Below are 21956 nucleotides of genomic sequence, written 5' to 3'. Positions count from 1 at the left end.
ACCCTCACGGCGTGCGCGGCGGGTAGCTCGCGAGCGCGTGCTCGACGACGCTGCGCGGCACTCGGGCATGTCGTCCTGGAGACGTCGGCGGCTCGGGCGCGCGCCCCTCGAGCGCGGCGGCGAGCACCTCTGCGAGATGCAGCCCGGTACGGCCTTCGCCCAGGTGCTCGAGCTGGGTGCGGCAGCTGAAGCCGTCGGCCAGCACCAGCGCATCGGCTGAGGCCTGCCGCACGGCGGGAAGCAGGTCGTGCTCCGCGACCGAGATCGACACGTCCAGGTGCCCGTCCTCGAAGCCGAAGTTGCCCGCGAGGCCGCAGCAGCCCTCGACCGTCTCTGCGTCGATGCCGGCCTTCTCCATCAGCGTCTGGTCCGCGGCGAAGCCGAGCACCGCGTGCTGGTGGCAGTGGGGCTGCACCACGGCCGGGCGGTCCACGCGCGGCGGCTCCCAGTCCGGGGTGTCGAGCAGCAGCTCGGCGAGCGTGCACGAGCGGTCACGGAGCAGCGCCACATCGGGGTCGGCGGGCAGCAGCTCGGGGCCGTCCGAGCGGAACACGGCGAGGCACGACGGCTCGAGGGCGACCAGCGGGGTGCCCGACACGAGGGAGGGCGCGAGCGCGCGGGCAGTGCGCACCAGCATCCGTTTCGCACTCGACAACTGCCCCGTCGACACGAGCGTGAGCCCGCAGCAGAGCGCCTCGTGCGGCACGACGACGCGGTACCCCGCGCTCTCGAGCACAGCGACGGCAGCCTGCGCGATGTGCGGGTGGAAGTTGTCGGTGAAGGTGTCCGGCCAGAGCAGCACGTCGCCGTGCGGCGCGGCGACGGGCGACGGATGCCGCGCGAACCAGTCCGTGAAGCGCTCCGGCTGGAACTGGGGCAGCGGCCGCTCGGGCTGCACTCCGCCGAGGCGCTTGGCGAGCCGCGCACCTCGCGATCGACCCAGCCGGTTGACGATTCCGGTCAGCCCCGGCGCAGCATGGGTGAGCCGCGCCCACAGCGGCAACCAGCCCATCGTGTAATGCGCCGCCGGTCGGATCCTGCCCTCGTAATGGTGCGAGAGGAACTCGGCCTTGTAGGTGGCCATGTCGACGTCGACGGGGCAGTCGGACGTGCAGCCCTTGCAGGACAGGCAGAGGTCGAGGGCGTCACGCACCTCGGTCGACCGCCAGCCGTCCTGGATCGGGCCGCCCTTCGCCTCGCCGTTCACCATCTCGAAGAGCAGCCGCGCGCGGCCTCGGGTCGAGTGCTCCTCTTCGCCCGTCGCGCGGTAGGAGGGGCACATGACGCCGCCCTCATGGCCGCGGCAGTTGCCGATGCCGACGCAGCGCAGCGCCGCGCGGTCGAAGCGGCCTTGGTCGTCGGGGTAGGAGAAGTGCAGCGCGACGTCGACCTTCGGGCGGTAGTCCGCCCCGAGCCGCAGATCGTCCGTGGGCTCGAGGGGCGCGTCGAAGCGGCCGCCTGCCGCGACGACCACCTTGCCGGGGTTCATGAGGTCGCCGGGGTCGAAGGCGGCCTTGAGCTCGGCGAAGGCGCGCGCGATGCGGTCGCCGAACATGACGGGCAGCAGCGCGCCGCGCGCCTGCCCGTCGCCGTGCTCGCCCGACAACGAGCCGCCGTAGGAGGCGACAAGGTGCGCAGCCCGCTCGATGAAGCGCGCGTAGTGGGCGATGCCCTGCTCCGTCTGCAGATCGAACGGGATGCGGCAGTGCACGCAGCCGTGCCCGAAATGGCCGTAGCGCGAAGCAGGTTCGTAGCCGAACTCGTCCAGCAGCTCGTGGAAGTCGCGCAAGTAGTCGCCGAGGCACTGCGGCGGAACGGCGGCATCCTCCCACCCCGGCCAGGTGTCGTGCTGGCCGGGAACCCAGGCGGTCGCGCCGAGCGCGCCTTCGCGCACGTCGAGGATCTCACGCTGCTGCGTGGCGTCATCGAACACCCTCACCGTCGGCGCGGGGTCGCGCCCGACGACATCGTCGATCATGCGGCGCGCACGCTCGTCGGCATCCTCGGCGTCTTCCCCCGGCATCTCGACGACGAGCCACGCATCGCCGGCCGGCATCAGGTGCAGGGCGGCCGTGTTCTCGCGCTTGGCGCGCTCGTTGCCGATGAGAATGCTGTCGAGCCCCTCGATGGAGAGCGGCTCGTGCTGGGCCACCGCGGGTGCGGCATCCGCCGCCTCTTCGATGGTCGGGAACCCGAAGACGACGTAGCTCTTCGCCGCCGGCACCGGAACCAGCTGCAGCTCCGCGTGCAGCACCGTGACCAGCGTCGCCTCCGACCCCGTGAGAGCTCTCGCCACGTCGAAGCCGTTCTCGGGCAGCAGCGCCTCGAGGTGATAGCCGGAGACCAGGCGCGGGATGTCGGGGAAGCGCGCCCTGATCTCCTCGCCGTAGTCGTCGGCGATGCGGCGCATCGCCTGGTACAGCTCGGCGCGGCGGCCGCCCTCCGCGACGATCGCCGCGTACTCGGCATCCGTCGTCGGTCCCACCCAGCAGCGCACGCCGTCATAGGTGACGATCTCGAGCCGTCGCACGTTGTCGCTGGTCTTTCCGTACGCCTGCGCGCTCGAGCCGCACGAGTCGTTGCCGATCATGCCGCCGAGGGTGCAGTGCGAGTGCGTCGCCGGCTTCGGCCCGAACTGCAGGCCGTGCGGCGCGAGCAGCGCGTTGAGCGTGTCGAGCGGGACGCCGGGCTCGACGACGCACGTGCGCGCCTCGACGTCGAGGGAGATCAGCGCGTCGCAGTGCTTCGACCAGTCGATGACCACGGCCTCGTTGCAGCACTCCCCCGCGAGGCTCGTGCCGCCGCCTCGCGACAGCACCGGCGCTCCGAAGCGGCGGCAGACCTCGAGCGCCCGCGCCCCCGCTTCGACCGAGTGCGGCACGACGACGGCGATCGGCACCTGGCGGTAGTTCGACGCGTCCGTCGCGTAGGCCGCGCGGGTGCCGTCGTCGAACCGCGCCTCGCCGTCGATCTCGTCTTCGAGCGCGGCGGCGAGCCCGCGCACATCGACGCCGGCCGAGGTGATCATTCCCGCTGGCCCGGCTCGTCGCTGCCGAGGTGCAGGGCGTTCTTCGCCCGCTGCAACGCCTCCGCCCCGAGCGCCTCTGCCGAGTCGACGACCGCGCCGACGCGCAGCGGGTCGCGCTTCGCGAGCGCCTTCAGCGTGTTGTTGCGGAACTCCTTCGTGATCTTCGGCGGCAGCGGCGGGGCGTTGCGCGTCACGTAGGCGTCGATCAGGGTGACGCCGTCGTGGCGCAGCGCCTGCTCCCAGGCATCCGCCGCCTCATCGTCGTGCCGCACGCGGATGCCGCGGAAGCCGAGCAGCTCGGCGTAACCCGCGTAGTCCATTGATTCGACGTCCTGCGAGCCGCGCCACACGGGGTCGGCGTCCTGCGTGCGCTGCTCCCAGGACACCTGTGAGAGGTCGTCGTTGTGCATCACGGCGATGATGAGCTGCTTGTTCGGCCAGCGCCCCAGGTATTTCTTCACCGTGATCAGCTCGTTCATGCCGAGCATCTGGAAGGCGCCGTCGCCGATCGTGCAGACGACAGGCCGGTCGGGGTAGGCGAACTTCGCCGCCACCGCGTAGGGCATCGCGGCGAGCATGCTCGCGAGCCGGCCCGAGAGGTCGCCGCGCATGCCGCGGCGCAGGCGCACGTGATGCGCGTACCAGTCGGCCGTGGTGCCGGCATCGGCGGTGACGATCGCGTTCTCGGGAAGCCGCTCGTTGAGCTCGAAGTAGACGCGTCGAGGGTTGACGCCGTCGGGGAAGCCGACCATCGCCTCGGCGCGCATCTCGCGCTCCCAGCCCTGGAACTCCTCGGCGATGCCCTGCTGCCAGCCGAGGTCGGACTTCTGCGCGACGAGCGGCAGCAGCGCGTCGAGGGTCGCGCCCACGTCGCCCCAGAGGTTCACCTCGGTCGGGTAGCGCACACCGAGCTGCTCGGGCTTGAGATCGACCTGCACCGCGCGGCACTGGCCCGTCTCGGGCAGGAACTCGCCGTACGGATAGTTCGTGCCGAGCAGCACGAGCGTGTCGCACTCCTTCATCTGATGGAGGCTCGGCAGCGTGCCGAGCAGGCCCAGCTGCTGGGTGTGGAACGGCACCTCGGACGGCACGACATCCTTGCCACGCAGCGCCGTCACGATGCCCGCGCCCGTCTTGCGGGCGAGTTCGAGGACCTGCTCGGTGGCGCCGCGCGCCCCCGCGCCGACGAGCAGGGTGACCTTAGAACCCGCATCGATGACGGATGCCGCAGCCTCGAGCGCCTCGGGAGCAGGAACGATCCGCGTCGAAGCGGGCGCCGAGCTCGAGCGGGAGACCCAGTGGGCGGCGGCCGGCTCCGCGGCATCCAGGGCCTGCACGTCGTGCGGCAGCACGATGACGGCGGGCGCGAGCCTCGCCTGCGCGGTGCGGAAGGCGGTGTCGACGACGGCCTGCGCCTGCTGCGGCGACACGATCGTCTCGACGTAGCAGGCGACGTCGGCGAACACCTGCTCGAGCTTGCTCTCCTGCTGGGTGAAGGTGCCGAGCGCGTCGAGACCCTGCTGGCCGACGATCGCGACGACGGGCACGTTGTCCATCTGGGCGTCGTAGAGCCCGTTGATCAGATGGAACGCGCCGGGACTCGACGTCGCGACGCACACGCCGACCTCGCCCGTGAACTTCGCGTGCGCCGTCGCCATGAAGGCGGCGATCTCCTCATGAGTGGGTCGGATGTACTCGATGCCGTCGCCCTCGACGTCGAGCTCGCCGAGCGCCCCGTCGAAGGCGCCGATGCCGTCGCCCGGGTAGCCGAAGATGCGGCGCACGCCCCATTCCTTGAGACGGTCGATGACGAAATCACTCACGGTCTTGGCCATGAGTGATGCGTACCCACCCGCGGCCGGCAGCGCACACAGCGCGCTCAGCCCGCGCCCGGAAGCATGACCTCGACGCGACCGCCCGTGACGCGAGCCTCGAACCGCGGCTGCGGCGCGGTCGCCGGGCCGTGCACGACGGCGCCGTCCTCGAGCGCGAAGACGCTGCCGTGCCACGGGCACGTGACGCACGGCCCGAGCTCGGCGTCGTCAGCGAGCTCGCCCTCGTGCAGCGGCGCCGAGAGGTGCGAGCACGTGTCCGCGAGCGCCAGGACGCGCTCGCCGTCGCGGTAGAGCAGCACAGGAGTCGTGCCGACCATCCGCTGCCGCAGCTGATGCTCGGGCAGCTCCGTGAGCAGCCCGAGATCGTGCCAGCCCGTCGGTGTGAGGTGCGGCACGTGCTCGGCGTGGTTGGCGCCCATCGCCTGGCGGTAGGCGAGATGGCCGCCGAGATAGCCGCCGACGGATGCCGCGACGAGGCCCGCGAGGGCGAGGCGCTTCCCCGCCTTCCTGTTCCCCGTGATCCGGGCGATGAAGGATGCTCCATAGAGCGTTCCGGCCGTCGCCACCGACGCCCAGTGCACCAGTCCGACGCGCTGCTGCTCGGGATGCGCCGCGGCGAAGTCGACGGCCCCCGCCGCGGCGGCCGGCAGGGCGGCCGCCGTGCCGACGCCGATGAGCGCCGTCGCCGGGATCCACCCGCCAGGCAGCAGGTCGAGCACGTTCGCCGAGGTCCAGGCGCCGAGCGGGACTTGTACGAGGAACGGGTGCGCCGGGTGCCCGAGCGGCACCCCGTGCAGCAGATCGCGCACCGGCCCCTCGGGCACGAGCTTCTGGATGAGGCCCGCGAGCTTCTGAGCGAGCGGGTCGAGCCGCGCCTCGCCCTCGATGGTCTTGATCAGCCGGCCGACCGCGCGCCCGGCATCCGTCACGGTCTTCGTCGTGAGCTCAGCCATGTGCGAGACGGTAGGCGCGTCTGCCGGCTCGCGCCAGCGCTTGACACCCGTCGCGTGACCGCCGTAGGGGGTCTTCCCTCACGACACTCTGGTCTGCCACAGTGAGCGCAAGAGATCGGAGCCCGATGACCGCCACGCTCGAAAAGGCCGCCGCCCGAACGCGAATGCCCCTCCCGGGTGCCCGGATGCTGCGGCGGACGCTGTGGCTCATCGTCGTGACCGGGCTGAGCATGCTCGCCTACGGCACCGTGCTGGTCGGAAGCCACGGCGGCGGCGCGGGCGACCCGGCGAACCCCTCCGCGACGGTCGACGCCCAGTTGCGGCCGAGCTTCGCGATGTACGCAGTGCTCGCCGTCATCGCGCTCGGGGCGATCGTGCTCGTGCTGCGGCGAGCCGCGGACGAGGCATCCGCTGTCCGCATCCTGACCATCGCGATGATCGTCGTCGCCGCCCTCACGGTCGCCGCGATCATCGTCGGCTATGTCTGGTTCTTCGCGGTTCCGCTGGACTACTGGGCGCAGCCCGGCTGGCACTTCGCGCCGTTCCCGTTCGGGTCGGTCCACGTGACCGTGACGCCGACGACTCCGTAGGGTCTCAGGACCCGGCAGCCTTGCGCACGATCTCAGCGATGCGCTTCTCGTCCTCCGGCGAGATCTCGGTGATCGCGAACGCGGTCGGCCACATGGTGCCGTCGTCGAGCTGCGCCGCCTCGAAGAAGGCGAAGTTGCCGTAGCGCACCTTGAACTTGGCGCGCTCCTGGTAGAAGCAGACGACCTTGCCGTCTGCGGTCGCGTAGGCCGGGCTGCCGTAAAAGGTGCGCGGTTTGAGCTGCGGCGCGACCTCGGTGATGATCGCGTGGATGCGCTCGGCGTTCGTCTTGTCGGGCTCGTCGAGCGAGGCGATCTTGTCGAGCACCGCCTGCAGGGCCTCCGCGGCGGATTCCTGCGCCTTGAGCTCCTTGGCGCGCTGACGCATGGCGGCGCGCTCTTCCGCGGTGAATCCGGTCTTCTTGGTGTCGGTCATGGGAGCCATTGTGATCGCGGACGACGACGGATGCTTCTTCGAAACTGCTCGCGTTGGGCATCCGGCCGCGCCTGCGCGCTTCGCCCCGTGCGCGGAGACGTGCGCCGAGACGTGGTCATGCCCGAGTGGTCCCCCGGGCACCGGGGAAGCATGCGTGTCCGTCGCAGCGACCCCTCCGCCCCCGGCTTCTCGCGTCTGCCCGGTCGGACCCCGCGCTATGTCGACGCGACCGGCAGCCCGGTCGACGACGCCGAGGTGATCGCGCGCATCGAAGCGCTTGTGATCCCGCCGGCGTGGCTCGACGTGTGGATCTCGCCGTACCCGAACGGGCACATCCAGGCCGTCGGCACCGACGCCGCGGGGCGACGGCAATACCTGTACCACGAGGAATGGCGCCGGAAGCGCGATGCTGCGAAGTTCGACCGCATGCTCGAGCTCGCCGCGGCGCTGCCCGGCGCCCGCCGCACGGTGACCCGCGATCTGCGACTGCCGGGCGTCGTGCGGGAGCGCACGCTCGCCGCCGCGTTCCGCATGATCGACCGAGCGGCCCTGCGCATCGGCGAGGAGCGCTATCGCCGGGCATACGGCACCCGCGGCCTCACGACGCTGCTCTGCCGCGACATCACCGTCGACGGGGCCGAGATCGAGCTGCGCTTCCCCTCGAAGAGCGGGCAGGGCTGGGACTCGTCCTTCCGCGACCCCGAGCTCGCGGAATACCTCGCTGAGCTCACCGCCCACCGCCGCGCGGGGGCGCGGCTGCTCGCGTGGCGCGACGCGCGGGCCGCGCACGACCGCCGCTGGCACACGCTGCGCCCGCTCGAGGTCAATGAGGACATCCGCCTGCGCACCGGCGTCGATGCCAGCGCAAAGGACTTCCGCACGCTACGCGGCACGATCATCGCCGCGGACGCCCTCGCCAGAGCCGGCGTGGCCGAGACGCGCCGAGCACGGGACACTGCCGAGCGCGAGGCGGTGCGGCTCGCGGCATCCGCCCTGGGCAACACGCCCGCCGTCGCCCGCGCGAGCTACATCGACCCGCGCGTGTTCGACAGATACCGCAACGGGGAACTCCTCGATGTGAGGCGCTCACCGGAGGCGGCGCTGGTCACGCTGCTCGCATGAGCTCGAGTGAAGAAAGAAGGAGGACAGGATGCCAGGCGCGAAGGATCTGCCCAGCACGCTGGAGCGCTCGCCCAAGCACGCGCAGGCGATCTGGGTGAAGGCGCACGACGCGGCGATCAAGGAATACGGCCGCGGCCGCCGCGCGCAGCAGACCGCCTATGCGGCGCTCAAGCACGAGTACGAGAAGGTGGGCGACCACTGGGTCGAGAAGGGGCACAAGGGCCCGTCGGATGCCGGGGCGAAGCGCCGCGGCGCAGGGACCGCCGGCGGCGTCGACGCCAACGCCTCGAAGTCGCACCTGATGGAGGTCGCGAAGAAGCTCGACATCAGGGGCCGATCGACGATGACGAAGCCCGAGCTCGTCAAGGCGATCCAGAGGGCGAACGACACGGCGACGCGCAAGGCGCGCGGGTAGCCTGCGGAACCATATCCGGCCGCCCTGGCCGGTACGGTGGGCGCATGCCGTACGCCGTCGACTTCGTCAATGTCTCCACAACGGGCCTCGAGTCCTCGCCGGTCGCCGACGCCCTGGCGGGCCTCCGGGCGAACGAGGCGCGCTACTTCAAGAGCAAGTACGACCATGTCTTCACGACGGTGCCCGCCGCTGAGGCATCCGCCGATCTCGCACGCGTCGAGAAGGTGCTCGCCGACGAGCGCGACATCGTGATCGCCTCGCCCGCGCTCGAAGTGAGCCGCTTCCAGGTCGAGGACATCGACTGGACCTACGTGTTCTACGAGTCCGGCCTGTCCGTCAATGTGCTCTACACGCTCGGCGATGCGGGCAAGCGGGCGGTCGGGTTCAAGCTGTCGCAGGGCATGGAGGTGCCGGCCGAGCTCGCGGAGAAATTCAAGTTCGCCCGGCAGCGCTCGAAACTCGCCGGTGAGATCCGCGGCTCGTACTTCGTCATCAAGGGCGAGTACTGACGCAAGACTGCGCTGAACGGTCACTGCTGCGCCGGGCATCCAGTCGCCCAGCGCAGCGGTGACCGTCTGGCGCAGTTGAACGCTTACGGCGTGGGCATGCCGCCCGTGACCGCGAGGGTCTCGCCCACCACATAGCTCGACTCCGGCGACGCGAGGAACACGTACGCCGGGGCGAGTTCGGCGGGCTGGCCTGCCCGGCCGAGCGCCGTCTGCTCGCCGAACTTCGGCAGCTTGGCGGGCGGCTGGCCCTGGCTCGGCTGCAACGGGGTCCAGATCGGCCCGGGCGCGACCGCGTTGACCCGGATGCCCTTCGGCGCGAGCTGGCCCGCGAGCGCCTTCGTGAACGCGTTGATGGCCGCCTTCGTGGTCGCGTAGTCGACGAGCTGCGCTCCCGGCAGGTACGCCTGCACCGAGGTCGTGTTGATGATCGTCGCACCGGCCGGCAGATGCGGCAGCGCGGCCTTCGTCAGGTAGAACATCGCGTGGATGTTCGTGCGCATCGTCAGCTCGAACTGGTCGTCGGGCAGCTGGGCGAGGTCCTCGCAGAAGATCTGCTTGCCGGCGTTGTTCACGAGGATGTCAAGGCCCCCGAGCGCATCGAGCGCGTGCTCGACGGCGACGCCGCAGAAGGCGCGCTCGGTGAGGTCGCCGGGGATCAGCACGGCCTTCCGCCCGGCCTTCTCGATCTGCTCGGCCACGTGGTTCGCGTCGACCTGCTCGGCCGGCAGGTAGACGATCGCGACGTCGGCGCCCTCGCGCGCGAACGCGATCGCCACGGCCGCGCCGATCCCGGAATCTCCCCCGGTCACAAGCGCTTTCCGCCCCTCCAGGCGCCCGCTGCCGACATAGCTGTCCTCGCCGTGGTCGGCGGGCGGATCGAGCTCGCTGTCGCGGCCCGGCTCGGCCACCATGTCCTCCGGCGGCTCGACCTTCGGATAGCGCGTGACGGGGTTGTCGAAAGTGTTCTGCGTCCAAGTCATCTCCCCACGAAAAGCAGAACGGGCCCGGTTCCGCAAGGGGGTTTCAGCCTCGGCCGCGGCTTGATCAGATCGAGAGCAAGTAGTCGAACAGCGCGCTACGCCACTCGTTCCACGAACACGGAGTGAGGCAGCACACATGAAGACCACAACGAACCCCGTCGCAACTCTCGAGGCCCGGCGGCGCCGCAGCGCCGAGACGACCGCGACCTTCGACAAGGTCCGCACCTCGACGCCGGCCGAGCGGATGCGGCTCGAGAACCAGGTGATCGTCGCGCACATCCCGCTCGCCGAGTCGATCGCCCGCCGCTACCGCCGCGGCGACGAGGACTACAGCGATCTGCGCCAGGTGGCCCTGCTCGGCCTCGTGAAGGCCGCCCGCCACTACGACCCCGAGCGCGGCACGCCCTTCGTGCCCTACGCGATGCCGACGATCGACGGCGAGCTCAAGCGGCACATCCGCGATCACGGCTGGCTCGTGCGCCCCGGTCGCCGCATGCAAGAGCTCTGCTCCGCGCTGATGCGGGCACGACCCCGCCTGGCCCAGAGCCTCGGCCGCGAGGCATCCGATCAGGAGCTGGCCGACGAACTGCACGTGACCGAACAGGATGTCCGTGCCGCCCGTGCCTGCCTCGACGCCCAGTCGCCGGTGACAGTCACCTCGGCCGGCGAGGACGACGACACCCCGTCGCTCATGCCCGCCTACGTCGACTCCGACTTCGACCGTGCAGAGCTGCGGGCGATGCTGCAGCGATCGCTGGTGCGGCTGAGCGAGCGCGAGGCGCTCATCCTCGAGCGCCGCTTCGGAGAGGAGAAGACCCAGGCCGAGATCGGCGAGGAGCTCGGCGTGAGCCAGATGCAAGTCTCGCGCCTGCTCGCCAAGATCCTCGACAAGTTGCGCAACGAGCTGGCGCCGACGTTCCCGGCGGGGCTCAGGGACGCCGCCTGAGCCGTGTGCCGGGCGGGCGCCCTGGGTACCCGCCCGGCATGGCGGCACTCGTATTCCCCGACTTCGCCCGACGCGGCGACGCGGAAGAAGAACTGACCATCACCGACCCGCGCACGGGCGAGGTCGTCGGCACCGTGATCTGCACGGGCGACGGGGAACTGCGGCAGACCGTCGACGCGGCCCGCATCGCCCAGGCCCTGTGGGAGCAGGCGCCGGCCGAGTCTCGGGGACGCCTGCTGCGCGAGGCCGCGGAGGTGATCGCGGCGCACGCCGATGAGCTCGCGGACCTCACGGCGCGCGAGACGGGACAGGCGCAGACGGATGCCAGGGCCTGCGTCTTCGCGGGCGTCGCGGCCCTGCGGCGATTCGCCGAGCTGGGCGCCGTGCACGGCGGCCGCAGCCTCGCGGGCGTGAGCACGGCGAGCGACTACACCCGCTTCGAGCCGCGCGGCGTCGCCGTCGTGCTGACGCCGTGGACGGATCCCGTCGCGGTGGCCTGCGGGCTGATCGGCGCGGCCGTCGTCACCGGCAACGCCGTGATCCACAAGCCGAGCGAGCGCGCCCCGCACACGGGGCTGCGCCTCGGCCGGCTGTTCTCAGACGTGCTGCCGCCCGACGTCGTGCAGACCGTCGTCGGCGGCCCCGGCGTCGGCGCGCGGCTCGTCGGCGACCCGATGATCGACGTCGTCGCGCACATCGGCTCGTCCGCGACCGGCGAGGTCGTCTCACGGCTCGCGTCGGTCACGGGCACGCATGTGGTGCGTGCCAACGGCGGCAACGACGCCCTCATCGTCGATGCCGGCCTCGACCCGCGCTGGTGCGCCCGCGAGGCTGCGCGCGGCGCGTTCGCGAACAGCGGGCAGCTCGGCACCGCGGTCGAGCGCATCTATGTGCACCGCGACGTCGCCGAGGCGTTCCTCACCGAGCTCACCGCCGCCGCCACGCAGCTCAACGAGAGCGGCGAGCTTGCGCCGCTCGTCGACGAGCGCATGTGCGCGCACGTCGACGAGCAGATCCGGGATGCCGTCGCGAACGGCGCCCGCGTGCTGGTGGGGGGCGAACCCGACCCCGGCCCCGGCTGCGGTTACCCTGCGACCGTGCTCACCGGCTGCACGCCGACGATGGCGGTCATGCGCGAGGAGACCTATGGACCCGTGGCACCCGTGCAAGTCGTCGACGACTTCGATGAGGCGCTCATCGCCGCGGGCAATGACCGCTACGGGCTGTCCGCCACCGTGCTGACCGGCGAGATCGCGCACGCCCAGCTCGCGATCGCCGAGCTGCAGGTCGGCAGCGTGAAGATCAACAATGTCTTCGGCGGGGCGCCCGGCGCCTCCTCGCAGCCACGGCGCGACAGCGGGCTGGGCTTCGCCTACGGCCCCGAACTGCTCGACGAGCTGAGCGTCGCAAAGCTCGTGCACCTGGCCGCCCCGGGCGTCCACCGCTGAGCGCCGCAGGGTGCCCCGCTCAGGCATCCGTCGCCCACGAATCAGGACGCGGCGATACCGCAGCCCGGCAATTCGCGATCGCGCACGACCTGCTCCGCCACGTCGTGCAGCTTCGTGTTGCCCTGCTGGGAGTAGCGCCGCAGGACCGAGAAGGCGGCGTCGGCGTCGAGTCCGAAGCGCTCCATCAGGATGCCCTCGGCCTGGCCGATCACGGTGCGGGCATCCACCGCCTGCTTGAGGTGATCGGTGCGGCGCACAGCGGCGAGCGCGACGGACGAGCGCCGCGCGAGCAGGGTCGCGATCGCGTTCTGCTCGGCGCCGAACGCCGCGGGCTGCTCCGAGTAGAGCTGCAGCACCGCGAACACCCGGCCGCGCTCGTGCAACGGCACCGTCAGGCTGCTGCGGAAACCGAGTTCCGCGACGTCGCCCGCCCACAGCGGCCAACGCCCGTCCGCGTTGAGATCGTCGCTCACGACGACCTCGCGCTCTTCGGCGGCCACACGACCCGGACCTTCCCCGAGGGAACCCTGCAGCTGCTCGGCGCGGTATGCGGCGCGCGAGGTTCCCGCGGCCGGCTGGATACGCCTGCCCGCCGCCACGAGGCTCACGGCCGCTGCATCGCAGCCGACGGCCTCGCGCCCGGTCTGGGCGATGCCGTCGGCGATACGGGTGGCATCACCCAGCGCATAGAGCTCGTCGGCGAGATCGGCGAAGTAGTCAGGGGTGCCCACAACCTCAGATTAGGCGTCCCCCCAACGGGGTAAGAAGGGGGTTGCGATCGAGGCACCCGGCCCCTATGGCGCCACGGCCCCGCCGGCGGCCTGCAGATAGCCGCCGACCTCGTTCTCGTGGATCAGCACCATTCCGCGGATGCCGTGCGAGGAGCGCTCGAGCGCCTCGAGCCACTCCCGGTTGAGCTCCGGCGGCTTCGGCGCCGAGAACACGAACTGCAGCGGGATCGCGGGTGAGAGCCAGATGCTGACGCGCCCCGAGCCCTGCTCAGCGGGAATGGTCCAGTTCAGCAGGAAGCTCTCCTGCCGACGCAGCTTCGTCGTGATGGCGATCTTGACGTGCGCGAGCGTGCGGTCGTCGATCTCGAACCGACCCGAGTCCCCATAGATCAGCGTTCCCATGTTCTCTCCCCGATACGGTCCGCGTGGGGTGGGACGCCTCGAGGGCGCTGACGCGGCCGTTGTCCAGAAATTAGCACGTGGGCGGCGCACTGCGGAGAAGTGTGATCGCCTCGAGGCGCGGGTAAGAACCCTGAGTGAGCCGTTCGACACCAACACACCGTCACGCATGGCCGCCCGCCGGGCTCGTCTATGGCGTCGACCCGTCCCGCTTCCAGGATTCCAACGGCGACGGCATCGGCGATCTGCCCGGCGTCACCGGCCGCCTCGACCACATCGCCGCGCTCGGCGCGGACTGGCTGTGGCTGCTTCCGGTGTATCCGAGCCTGCGGCGCGACAACGGCTACGACGTCGACGACCACGAGGCCATAGACCTCCGGTTCGGCACGCCGGCCGATTTCACGGCATTGGTCGACGGATGCCACGCGCGCGGCATCCATCTCATGATCGATCTCGTCATCCACCACACGTCGGAGCGGCACCGCTGGTTCCAGGCCGCGCGGCGCGATCACCGCTCGCGCCTCGGTTCCTATTACATCTGGTCGGAGGAGCCCATCGAGGCGCCCGGCGACGGCCCGGTGTTCCCCGGCGAGGAAGACAGCGTGTGGTCGTACGACGACGAGGCGGGCGCGTGGTACCACCACCAGTTCTACGGATTCCAGCCCGATCTCAACGTCGCCAACGACGATGTCTTCGAGGAGATCGTGCGCATCGCCGCGCTGTGGCTCGAGCGCGGGGTGGACGGATTCCGCATCGACGCGGCGATCCCCGCCGTGCGTCCCAAGCCGACCGCGGGCACGGGCGCCGACCCCGCGGACTTCTACGAGCGGCTGCGCCGGCGCCTGAGCGCCGTGCGCGAGGACGTCGTGCTCGTCGCCGAGGCGGATGTGCCGCCGCCCGAGTTCGCCGCGCTCGCCGACCACGGCCGCGTCGACGCGGTCGTCGACTTCTCGCTCAACAACTCGATCTTCCTCGCACTGGCGCGCGGCGAGGCGGGGCCGTTGCACACGGCGCTCGAGAGGCTGGACCGCTCGGTCGCGGCATCCGCTCGCCTCAACTTCGTGCGCAACGTCGACGAGCTCGACCTCGAGCAGCTCGAGGACGACGAGCGGGCGGAGGTGTTCGCCGCGTTCGGCGGAAGCCCCGACGCGTTCCTCTACGGTCGCGGGCTGCGGCGCGGCTGGGCGCCGATGATGGGCGACGAGCGCCGCTTCCGCATGTCGCTCAGCCTGCTCTTCGCCCTGCCGGGAGTCCCCCTGCTGATGTACGGGCAGGAGCTCGGCATCGGCGACGACCTGAGCGTCGAGGGGCGCGACGCGTGCCGGCCCGTCATGCAGTGGGCGGCGGCGCCGGGCGGCGGATTCACGAAGGCGTCGGATGCCCCGCTCATCCTTCCTGCGCAGCGGGGCGGCCCGTTCGGATTCCACCGCGTGAACGCCCGCGCCCAGGCGACCGACGAGGGCTCCCACCTCACGCTCGCGCGGCGGCTCGCGAAGCTTCGCGGCCGCGTCGACCTTGCGGCGCGTCCGGTGCGGCGCCACGAGCTGCCGGGCTCGCCCTCGGTGCTCGCATTGAGCGTCGACGGATGCCTCACGCTGCACAACCTCGGCAGCCAGACCGCCGAGGTGTTCGAGGCCTACGGGTCGAAGCCGATGCTCACGGAGCGCTGGAACGGACACCTGCTGGGACCGTACGGCTTCGCGTGGCTGCGGCGCGGGTAAAGCCGCCGCCTAGACCCGCCGCGCGGTGAGCAATCCCACGACCGCGGCCACCCCCACCAGGACGCCCGCGCCGGCGAGGGCGCGGCGGTGTCGCAGCGCCCACAGCTGCGGCGAGTCGTCGATCGCGCGGTCGTCGAAGGCGCCGTGCGCGCCGTGATCGCCGGGCACCGGCGCATAGAGGTTGTTCGGCAGCGCCGGCGCATCGCCCTTGTCCGGCGCCTGCTGACCCTGGAACCCGGTCTTCGCGAGGTAGCTGTCGAGCAGCCGGCTCGCCGCACGGTTGCCGAGCACCGTCGCGGCCGTGGGGCCGCCGACCCACGTGCGGCGCCGGGGCCGCTCGGCGACATCGGCGACCGCGCGCGCGCCGGCCTCCGGCTGGTACACCGGCGGCACCGGCTGGGGATGCTCGGGCAGCGACGACTTGACCCAGTCGAACTGGATCGTGTTGAGCGCCGGCATGTCGACCTGCGAGAGGCGCACGTGCGAGCCGTCGTGCAGCAGCTCGGCGAGCACGGATTCGGTGAAGCCTGTGATGGCGTGCTTCGCCCCGCAATAGGCGGCCTGCAGCGGAATCCCGCGGTGCGCGAGCGCGGAGCCGATCTGGATGATGTGGCCGCGGTCGCGCGGCTTCATGCGCGCGAGCGCGGCGCGCGTCCCGTTGACGGCGCCGAGGTACACGACCCGGGTGACGCGCTCGTAATCCTCGGGCGAGGCGTCGAGGAACTCGCCGAACACGCCCGTCATGGCGTTGTTCACCCAGAGCTCGATGGGCCCGAGCTCGGCCTCGATCCGCTCGGCGGCCGCCTCGACCTGTGCGTCGTCCGCGACGTCGGTCTCGACGGCGAGCGCTCGCCGCCCGGCCAGCTCCACGTCGTGCGCCGCGCCCGCGAGCCCCTCGAGGCCGCGGGCGAGGATCGCGACATCCCAGCCGCGTGCGGCCAGCTCGCGCACGATGGCGCGGCCGAGGCCGGCTGAGCCGCCCGTCACCACAGCGACGCCCCGGTCGCGCCGCCTATGGTGCTTGTCGCTCATGGCTGCTCCTTCCTCTCGGCGAGGTAGGCGAGGCGCTTCAACGCCTCCACCGTGCGGGGGAAGCCGAACACGTCGCGCAGGAGCTTCGGCACCAGCATCCCCGGTCCTGAGATCGCGTCCTCGTCCATGCGCACGACGCAGCCGTCAGTGCGCGGCTTGACGTCGAACTGCACGCGCGCGACGCCGAGGAAGCTGCCGTGCGCTTCGAGCACCGCGTGCCGGGGCGCGTTCCACTCGCGGATCTCGGTGCGGTCGTCGATGACGGCCGGCCAGAGTCCAAAGGAATGGTGCAGGGCGGCACCCGGTCGAGGCCACTCCCCCGCGACCGCTCGGGCGCGCGACGCGCCGACGACCCAGGACGGGTAGGTCCAGGGGTCCTCGAGCACGCCGAACAGCGCCTCGGGGGCGGCGTGCACGAGCCGGTATGCGACGGTCATGTCCTTCGGATACCCAGCTGGGCCGCCTGGCACCGAGGCCGGCAGCCCGTCGTTCTCACAGTCCGTCGTCGCCCACGCCGGAGCTTCCGTCGTCGAGGTCCGCAGGAGCGTCGTTCGGGTCGTCGTGCGCGTCGTGCTCGTGATACTCGGGCTGGAACTCGCGCGGCGAGCCGCCGGTCGGCCCGTCATTGCCCTCGCCGGCGCCGGGGTCGATCGTCTCACCGGCCACGGCGTCGTTAGTCGTCACGGTGTTGCGCTCGATGAACTCGAGCAGCTCGTCCTCGCGGGTGCCCTCTGTCTCGTTCTCATCACTCATGCCGTGCCGGTACCCGGCTTGCGCCGGTGTGCTCACGTGCGCTGCTCGGATCCGCATCGCGCTGCTCGGATCCGGACAGCGTCGGCCGCTCAGCGGCGGCGATCCAGTGGGTCGCCGCGCGGCCGGCACCGAGCGAGCTGCGCTCGCGAGGGCGGATTCGAGCCGCGCATGCCGCGGCCACGAGCAGAAGCGCCCGCCTCTTGCGGCTTGCCGGCAGCCCTTCGAAACTGTGCGCAACGCAAGGACAAGGAGGAGCTATGGCTGGCAAGCGCGGACGCGCATCGGACGGCGGTTGGGGGCTGATCTTCCTGATGGCCTATGTCGGCGCGGCGATCTACTTCATCTCGCACTCGGGCGGCGGCTTCTGGCCGGTGATCCTTGGCCTGCTGCAGGCGGCCGTGTGGCCGGTCTACGTGATGTACCACGTGCTGACGCTGCTGCACGCGTGACGTCGCGCATCAGTGCCTCGTGATTCGACATTCGGGTGAACTCATTCGAATTCGCCGATCTCAATCCGGACATCGCCAATCGCCGCATAGCGTCGCCTCAGTCGTCCCCTGCGTATGGGAGCGACTTCGTCAGAGCAGAAGAAGGAGCACTGTGCCCGAAGTAGTCAAGGTGAAATCCGGCAGCCCCTACGAAGAGCGCGAGAGCTATTCGCGTGTCGTCCGTGTCGGAGACGCGGTGTTCGTCTCGAACTGTGCAGGCCGGAACTACGCAACCCGCGAAATGTCAACCGACCCCGTCGAGCAGACCCGCCAGGCATTCAAGAACATCGAAGGCGCTCTGAGGAGCGTCGGGGCGGAAGTGGCCGACATCGTGCGATCACGAGTCACTGTCCCGAACCCGACGGATGCTCCGGACGTGATGGCCGAGGTCGGGAAAATCCTCCGTGGCGTGGATCCCGCGAGCACGGTGCTGTGCAGCCCTCTCGGCGGGCCCGACTACAAGGTCGAGATCGAAGTCACCGCCGTTGTCGGCGTTGGCGCGAGTGAGCAGGAGCGCAAGACCGTCATCCTCTGACCTCCGATCTGCATGTCGAAGGGGGCCCAGGCGTTGCCTGGGCCCCCTTCTTGCGCGTGTCTGCGGGAAGAACGGTTCGTCCGTTACCAATTCGCGCTGACTCCGTTACACACCGACAACATTCCGAGGGCATGATTTGTCGCGGAACAGATAAGCATTTACTTATAGTTCATACGCCTTTTGATATTGGACGTTGAATGCCGCTAGGCCGGAAATTGGACTCACGCCGCGCTTCGAGCGCTGAACGAGAGGACAACATGGCACTGCGATTGGGAGTGGATACGGGCGGCACGTTCACGGACGTCTGTCTGTACGACGAAGAGACTTCGGCGATCACGGTCGCCAAGGTCTCCAGCACTCCCGGAGACCCGGGGCTCGCGGTCATCAACGGTGTCAGGAAGGCGCTTTCGCTCGTGCCGGGGACCGAAGTGGCTGACATCAGCTACTTCGCCCACGGCACCACCGTGGCCACCAACGCGCTCCTCGAGGAGCGCGGTGCCAAGACCGGCCTCATCACCACGCGTGGCTTCCGCGACCTTTTGGAGTTGGGGCGGCAGAAGCGACCCAAGCTCTACGACCTGAACGCGCGGAAGCCGACACCACTTGCGTCGCGCGACCTGCGCCTCGAAGTGGACGAACGGGTGCTCTTCGACGGTCGAATCGAGACTCCTCTCGACCTGGAGCAGGTTCGCGAAGGAGCCCGACGATTGCGGCAGGCCGGAGTCGAGGCGGTCGGCGTCTGCTTCCTTTACAGCTATCTGCGACCCGAGCACGAGGCTGCAGTCAAGCGCGTGCTGATGGAGGAGCTGCCGGGCGTATTCCTCTCGGTGTCGCACGAGGTCCTGCCGGAATTCCGCGAATACGAGCGCGTCTCGACCGTCATGATCAACGCCTTCATCGGGCCTGTCATGGCAAGCTACCTCTCCGCCTTGCGTCAGAATCTCGCGCTCGAGGGGCTCAAGGTCGCGCCTCATGTGACCCAGAGCAACGGCGGGGTGATGTCGTTCCACGCGGCCGAGCAGCTGCCGGTCCGCACCGTTCTCTCTGGGCCGAGCACCGGCGTCGTTGGCGCGGCACGCATCGCATCGGCGGCCGGCATCCCGAACATCATCACCTTCGACATGGGTGGCACATCCAGCGACGTCGCTCTGGTCAATGAGGGCAAGCCCACCTCCTCGAGCGGGATGAGTCTGGATGGGCGACCGGTGCGCGCCCCGATGCTGGATATCAACACGGTTGGCGCTGGGGGCGGGTCCATCGCCTGGGTCGACGCAGGCGGCCACCTCAAGGTCGGTCCCCGCAGTGCCGGCGCAGTTCCCGGACCGGCTTGCTACGGGCTGGGGAACGACGAGCCGACAGTGACCGACGCGAATGTGGTTCTAGGCATCCTCAACCAGGAGCATCTCCTCGGCGGCAGCATGCCCATTGACGCCTCACGGTCTTTCGAGGCCGTTGAGAAGCTTGGGCAGAAGCTGGGCCTGAGCACACTTGAGACGGCGCAGGGCATCATCAGTGTCGTCACTGCGAACATGGCACGCGCCATCCGAGTGATCTCAGTGCAGCGGGGCTACGACCCGGCCGATTACGCGCTGGTTGCGTTCGGCGGTGCCGGTCCGCTTCATTCCGCTCGTCTGGCAGCGGCCCTGGACATCCCTCGCACCCTCATCCCTCAGCGGCCGGGCGCGCTTTCTGCACTCGGGATGTTGATGACTGATCTGCGCTCGGATTTCACCATCACGCGGGTATCTCCGCTGGTCACCGACAGCGTTGATGCGCTCTCGGATGCCTATGCGCGGCTCGAGGCTCAGGCCGGCGAATGGGCGACGGCCGAGGCCGTCGAGGATGCTGACGTCAACCGATTCGCTGATGTGCGATACGTCGGCCAGAACTACGAGCTCACTGTCGCAGCGCCTCGCGGCATGATCACCGCGGACTGGATCGAGACAGTAAAGCAGTCCTTTCACGAACTGCATCGCAGCCGCTATGGCTATGACACCCCGGATGCCCGGGTCGAAGTGGTCACGCTCCGTGTCGAGGTCGTCGGCCAGGTCCCTCAGGCAGAATTCCCCATCGTCGACGCGGCGTCCCTCTCAGTGGCATCGGCCCAGATCGGCACCCGCAGCGTCTACCTGTCCGAAGTCGACGACCGCGCGGAGGTCCCGCTTTACGATCGGTCGCTCCTTCAGCCAGGCCATTCGATCACCGGCCCCGCCGTGATCGAACAGTACGACACAACGTCCCTCATCCTGCCCGGGCAAAAGGCCGTCGTGAACGACCGCCTGGTCATCATCACTCACTCGATCGACGCCGAAGAAGAGGCACGCTGACAATGACCACCGAGACTGCTACCGCGCTGACCGAACTGACCTCCATCCACGTCGAGGTGATCGGGTCCGCCCTGGAGTCGATCTGTGACGAGATGGGCGAGACCCTCGTCAGGACCTCGTACTCCCCCAACATCAAAGAGCGGCGCGACTGCACGACCGCGCTCTTCGACGCTGCGGGAAACACGCTGGCGCAGGCCGAGCACATTCCGATCCACCTCGGCTCCCTCATGGGTATCGTGAAGGAGGTCATGCGGGCCTACCCTCTGGACGACATCAGAGACGGCGACGCCTTCCTAGGCAATGACCCGTACACCGGTGGGGGCACGCACCTGCACGACATCGTGCTGGTCTCACCGATCTTCGTCGACGGCGAACTCCGCGCTTGGGCGACCAACCTCGCGCACCACTCCGACTTCGCGGACCGGCAGCACAATCACATCTTCGAAGAAGGCTTGCGTATACCGCCGATCCGCTTCGTCCGCGATGGCGGGTACGTCCCCGACGTCTTCCGCTTCATCATGACCAACATGCAGGTCCCTGAGGAGCGCGTCGCGGATTTCAACGCGCAGGTGGCCTCCAACCGTCTGGCGGTCCGCCGTTATCGCGAGCTCTGCGACAAATACGACGCCGACACGCTCGACGAAGCAGGACGTTTGTTGCTCGACTACACCGAGCGCAAGACGCGGGCCGGCATCGCCGAGATCCCGAACGGGATTTACGCCTTCCACGACACCTTCGACTACACCGGCTTCGATCGCACCCTCGATATGTCGGTCACCGTGACTGTCGAAGACGAGCACATCCAGCTTGACTTCGATGCTCCGCCACAGGTCCGCGCAGGCTTCAACGTCGTGCGTACCGCGCTGGAGGCGACGGTCTACTACGCGATCAAGACGCTGGTCGGCAAGGACATCCCTTCAAACGGCGGCCTGTACCGGCCGATCACGGTCACGGCGCCGCTTGGCTCCGTGCTGAACTGCGTCAGCCCCGCCGCGGTGAATGTGCGCACCATGACCGCCCAAAGGGTCGTCGACCTCGTCTACGGCGCCCTGGCCGATGTCATCCCTGACCGCGTGTTCGCGGCCGCCAACGGAGCCGTCGCATCGATCGGGTTTTCCGGCATCAACCCTCGCACAGGGCGCTTCTACGTCTACGCCGAGAGCATCGGCGGTGGTTTGGGCGCCGGTTGCGAGTCGGATGGGCTCGACGGCGTTCAGGCGCACATCACCAATACGTCCAACCTGCCCGTTGAAGCTCTCGAAGCCGAGTATCCCCTTACCGTTCTGCGCTATGAGCTGGTCGACGGCTCGGCAGGCGCCGGCGAGCACCGGGGAGGCATGGGCATCCATCGGCAGATCCGAGCTGATCACGACGACTGCCGCACCGAGCTCGAGACGAGCCGGGTCCACTCGCAACCTTGGGGCCTGTTCGGCGGCGGCAACGGCGCCAGTTCGCGCATCGAGATCAACGGCACGGTACGGGACGAGGTCCAGGGCGTCCTCGCTGCCGGGGGCTACGCCAGCATCTTCACCGCGGGAGGAGGTGGTTACGGGGAGCCGTCGAAGCGACCACGAGAGGACGTCGAGCGCGACGTACGCGAAGGGCGTCTAACCGCAGAAGAGGCGGCGCGCCTCTACGGAGACCAATCCTGACCCTAACCGGGTCGAGTGCGGCGCACATCAACCATGCACCACCACACCACCCCATTCAC

The 21956-nt window shown here is 69.7% G+C and carries 21 protein-coding genes; 11 read left to right on the top strand and 10 right to left on the bottom strand.

The features are described from left to right. Positions 1-4: 4 nt before the first annotated feature. Genes ABD708_RS17315 through ABD708_RS17305 form a run of 3 tightly spaced genes read right to left on the bottom strand, consistent with a single transcriptional unit; the run spans position 5 to position 5816 of the window. Positions 5-3028, bottom strand: coding sequence for an FAD-binding and (Fe-S)-binding domain-containing protein (locus tag ABD708_RS17315; RefSeq protein WP_344756810.1), 3024 nt, complete (start codon positions 3026-3028; stop codon positions 5-7). Continuing rightward, entirely contained in the window at positions 3025-4863 is a 1839-nt protein-coding gene (locus ABD708_RS17310; RefSeq protein ID WP_344756808.1) for a thiamine pyrophosphate-requiring protein, read from the bottom strand. The genes ABD708_RS17315 and ABD708_RS17310 overlap by 4 nt, the downstream gene beginning before the upstream one ends. A 44-nt stretch (positions 4864-4907) precedes the next feature. Beyond that, positions 4908-5816, bottom strand: coding sequence for a Rieske (2Fe-2S) protein (locus ABD708_RS17305; protein ID WP_344756806.1), 909 nt, complete (start codon positions 5814-5816; stop codon positions 4908-4910). Positions 5817-5941: 125 nt separating this feature from the next. Here ABD708_RS17305 and ABD708_RS17300 point away from each other — a divergent pair, with 125 nt between their 5' ends. Then, positions 5942-6406, top strand: coding sequence for a hypothetical protein (locus tag ABD708_RS17300; RefSeq protein ID WP_344756804.1), 465 nt, complete (start codon positions 5942-5944; stop codon positions 6404-6406). 4 nt (positions 6407-6410) lie between these two features. Here ABD708_RS17300 and ABD708_RS17295 read toward each other — a convergent pair whose 3' ends face one another. Further along, positions 6411-6839 (bottom strand): iron chaperone, encoded by a 429-nt coding sequence (locus ABD708_RS17295; protein ID WP_344756802.1) that lies wholly within the window; start codon positions 6837-6839, stop codon positions 6411-6413. A gap of 117 nt (positions 6840-6956) precedes the next feature. On the opposite strand from ABD708_RS17295, the gene ABD708_RS17290 reads away from it, so the two are divergent. From ABD708_RS17290 to ABD708_RS17280, 3 genes are read left to right on the top strand one after another with little or no spacing between them, the layout of a single operon-like run. Next, positions 6957-7961 carry a DNA topoisomerase IB gene (locus ABD708_RS17290; RefSeq protein ID WP_344756800.1) on the top strand — a complete coding sequence of 335 codons (1005 nt, stop codon included), beginning with the start codon at positions 6957-6959 and terminating at the stop codon, positions 7959-7961. Positions 7962-7989: 28 nt separating this feature from the next. Next, positions 7990-8376 (top strand): ChaB family protein, encoded by a 387-nt coding sequence (locus ABD708_RS17285; protein ID WP_344756798.1) that lies wholly within the window; start codon positions 7990-7992, stop codon positions 8374-8376. A gap of 44 nt (positions 8377-8420) precedes the next feature. After that, complete coding sequence (locus ABD708_RS17280; RefSeq protein ID WP_344756796.1) at positions 8421-8885, top strand: phage tail protein; 465 nt, start codon at positions 8421-8423, stop codon at positions 8883-8885. 83 nt (positions 8886-8968) lie between these two features. On the opposite strand, the gene ABD708_RS17275 is transcribed toward ABD708_RS17280, so the two are convergent. Next, positions 8969-9865, bottom strand: a complete 897-nt coding sequence (locus tag ABD708_RS17275; protein ID WP_344756794.1) for an SDR family oxidoreductase — start codon at positions 9863-9865, stop codon at positions 8969-8971. A 136-nt stretch (positions 9866-10001) separates the two neighbouring features. Between ABD708_RS17275 and ABD708_RS17270 the strand changes: the two genes are divergently transcribed. Then, positions 10002-10811, top strand: coding sequence for a sigma-70 family RNA polymerase sigma factor (locus ABD708_RS17270; RefSeq protein ID WP_344756792.1), 810 nt, complete (start codon positions 10002-10004; stop codon positions 10809-10811). A gap of 38 nt (positions 10812-10849) precedes the next feature. Further along, complete coding sequence (locus tag ABD708_RS17265; protein WP_344756790.1) at positions 10850-12259, top strand: aldehyde dehydrogenase family protein; 1410 nt, start codon at positions 10850-10852, stop codon at positions 12257-12259. Between the two features lie 41 nt (positions 12260-12300). On the opposite strand, the gene ABD708_RS17260 is transcribed toward ABD708_RS17265, so the two are convergent. Both ABD708_RS17260 and ABD708_RS17255 read right to left on the bottom strand, forming a co-directional pair. Next, complete coding sequence (locus ABD708_RS17260; protein ID WP_344756788.1) at positions 12301-12990, bottom strand: GAF and ANTAR domain-containing protein; 690 nt, start codon at positions 12988-12990, stop codon at positions 12301-12303. 63 nt (positions 12991-13053) lie between these two features. After that, positions 13054-13392 (bottom strand): DUF7882 family protein, encoded by a 339-nt coding sequence (locus ABD708_RS17255; protein WP_344756786.1) that lies wholly within the window; start codon positions 13390-13392, stop codon positions 13054-13056. Between the two features lie 134 nt (positions 13393-13526). Here ABD708_RS17255 and ABD708_RS17250 point away from each other — a divergent pair, with 134 nt between their 5' ends. Beyond that, positions 13527-15110 (top strand): alpha-amylase family glycosyl hydrolase, encoded by a 1584-nt coding sequence (locus ABD708_RS17250; protein ID WP_344756784.1) that lies wholly within the window; start codon positions 13527-13529, stop codon positions 15108-15110. A gap of 9 nt (positions 15111-15119) precedes the next feature. Here ABD708_RS17250 and ABD708_RS17245 read toward each other — a convergent pair whose 3' ends face one another. The 3 genes from ABD708_RS17245 to ABD708_RS17235 are packed head-to-tail and all read right to left on the bottom strand — an operon-like array spanning position 15120 to position 16895. Beyond that, positions 15120-16142: an SDR family oxidoreductase gene (locus ABD708_RS17245; protein WP_344756782.1), complete on the bottom strand. Its 1023-nt coding sequence runs from the start codon at positions 16140-16142 to the stop codon at positions 15120-15122. Beyond that, a complete protein-coding gene (locus ABD708_RS17240) occupies positions 16139-16579 on the bottom strand; it encodes an SRPBCC family protein (RefSeq protein WP_344756780.1) in 441 nt (146 codons plus the stop codon). Before ABD708_RS17240 ends, ABD708_RS17245 begins: the two co-directional genes overlap by 4 nt. A 55-nt stretch (positions 16580-16634) precedes the next feature. Then, positions 16635-16895 (bottom strand): hypothetical protein, encoded by a 261-nt coding sequence (locus ABD708_RS17235; RefSeq protein WP_344756778.1) that lies wholly within the window; start codon positions 16893-16895, stop codon positions 16635-16637. A 257-nt stretch (positions 16896-17152) separates the two neighbouring features. Between ABD708_RS17235 and ABD708_RS17230 the strand changes: the two genes are divergently transcribed. The 4 genes from ABD708_RS17230 to ABD708_RS17215 all read left to right on the top strand — a co-directional run bounded on the left by ABD708_RS17230 (position 17153) and on the right by ABD708_RS17215 (position 21897). Further along, positions 17153-17344 carry a hypothetical protein gene (locus ABD708_RS17230; protein WP_344756776.1) on the top strand — a complete coding sequence of 64 codons (192 nt, stop codon included), beginning with the start codon at positions 17153-17155 and terminating at the stop codon, positions 17342-17344. 151 nt (positions 17345-17495) lie between these two features. Further along, entirely contained in the window at positions 17496-17918 is a 423-nt protein-coding gene (locus tag ABD708_RS17225; protein WP_344756774.1) for a RidA family protein, read from the top strand. 257 nt (positions 17919-18175) lie between these two features. Beyond that, complete coding sequence (locus tag ABD708_RS17220; protein WP_344756772.1) at positions 18176-20245, top strand: hydantoinase/oxoprolinase family protein; 2070 nt, start codon at positions 18176-18178, stop codon at positions 20243-20245. Between the two features lie 2 nt (positions 20246-20247). Further along, positions 20248-21897: a hydantoinase B/oxoprolinase family protein gene (locus ABD708_RS17215; RefSeq protein ID WP_344756770.1), complete on the top strand. Its 1650-nt coding sequence runs from the start codon at positions 20248-20250 to the stop codon at positions 21895-21897. Positions 21898-21956: the final 59 nt, after the last annotated feature.

This window comes from Gryllotalpicola koreensis (genome assembly GCF_039538185.1).
GTDB classification, from domain to species: Bacteria; Actinomycetota; Actinomycetes; order Actinomycetales; family Microbacteriaceae; genus Gryllotalpicola; species Gryllotalpicola koreensis.
The sequence above is the reverse complement of the archived record's forward strand: the minus strand, read 5'-3'. Positions and strand labels throughout refer to the sequence as shown.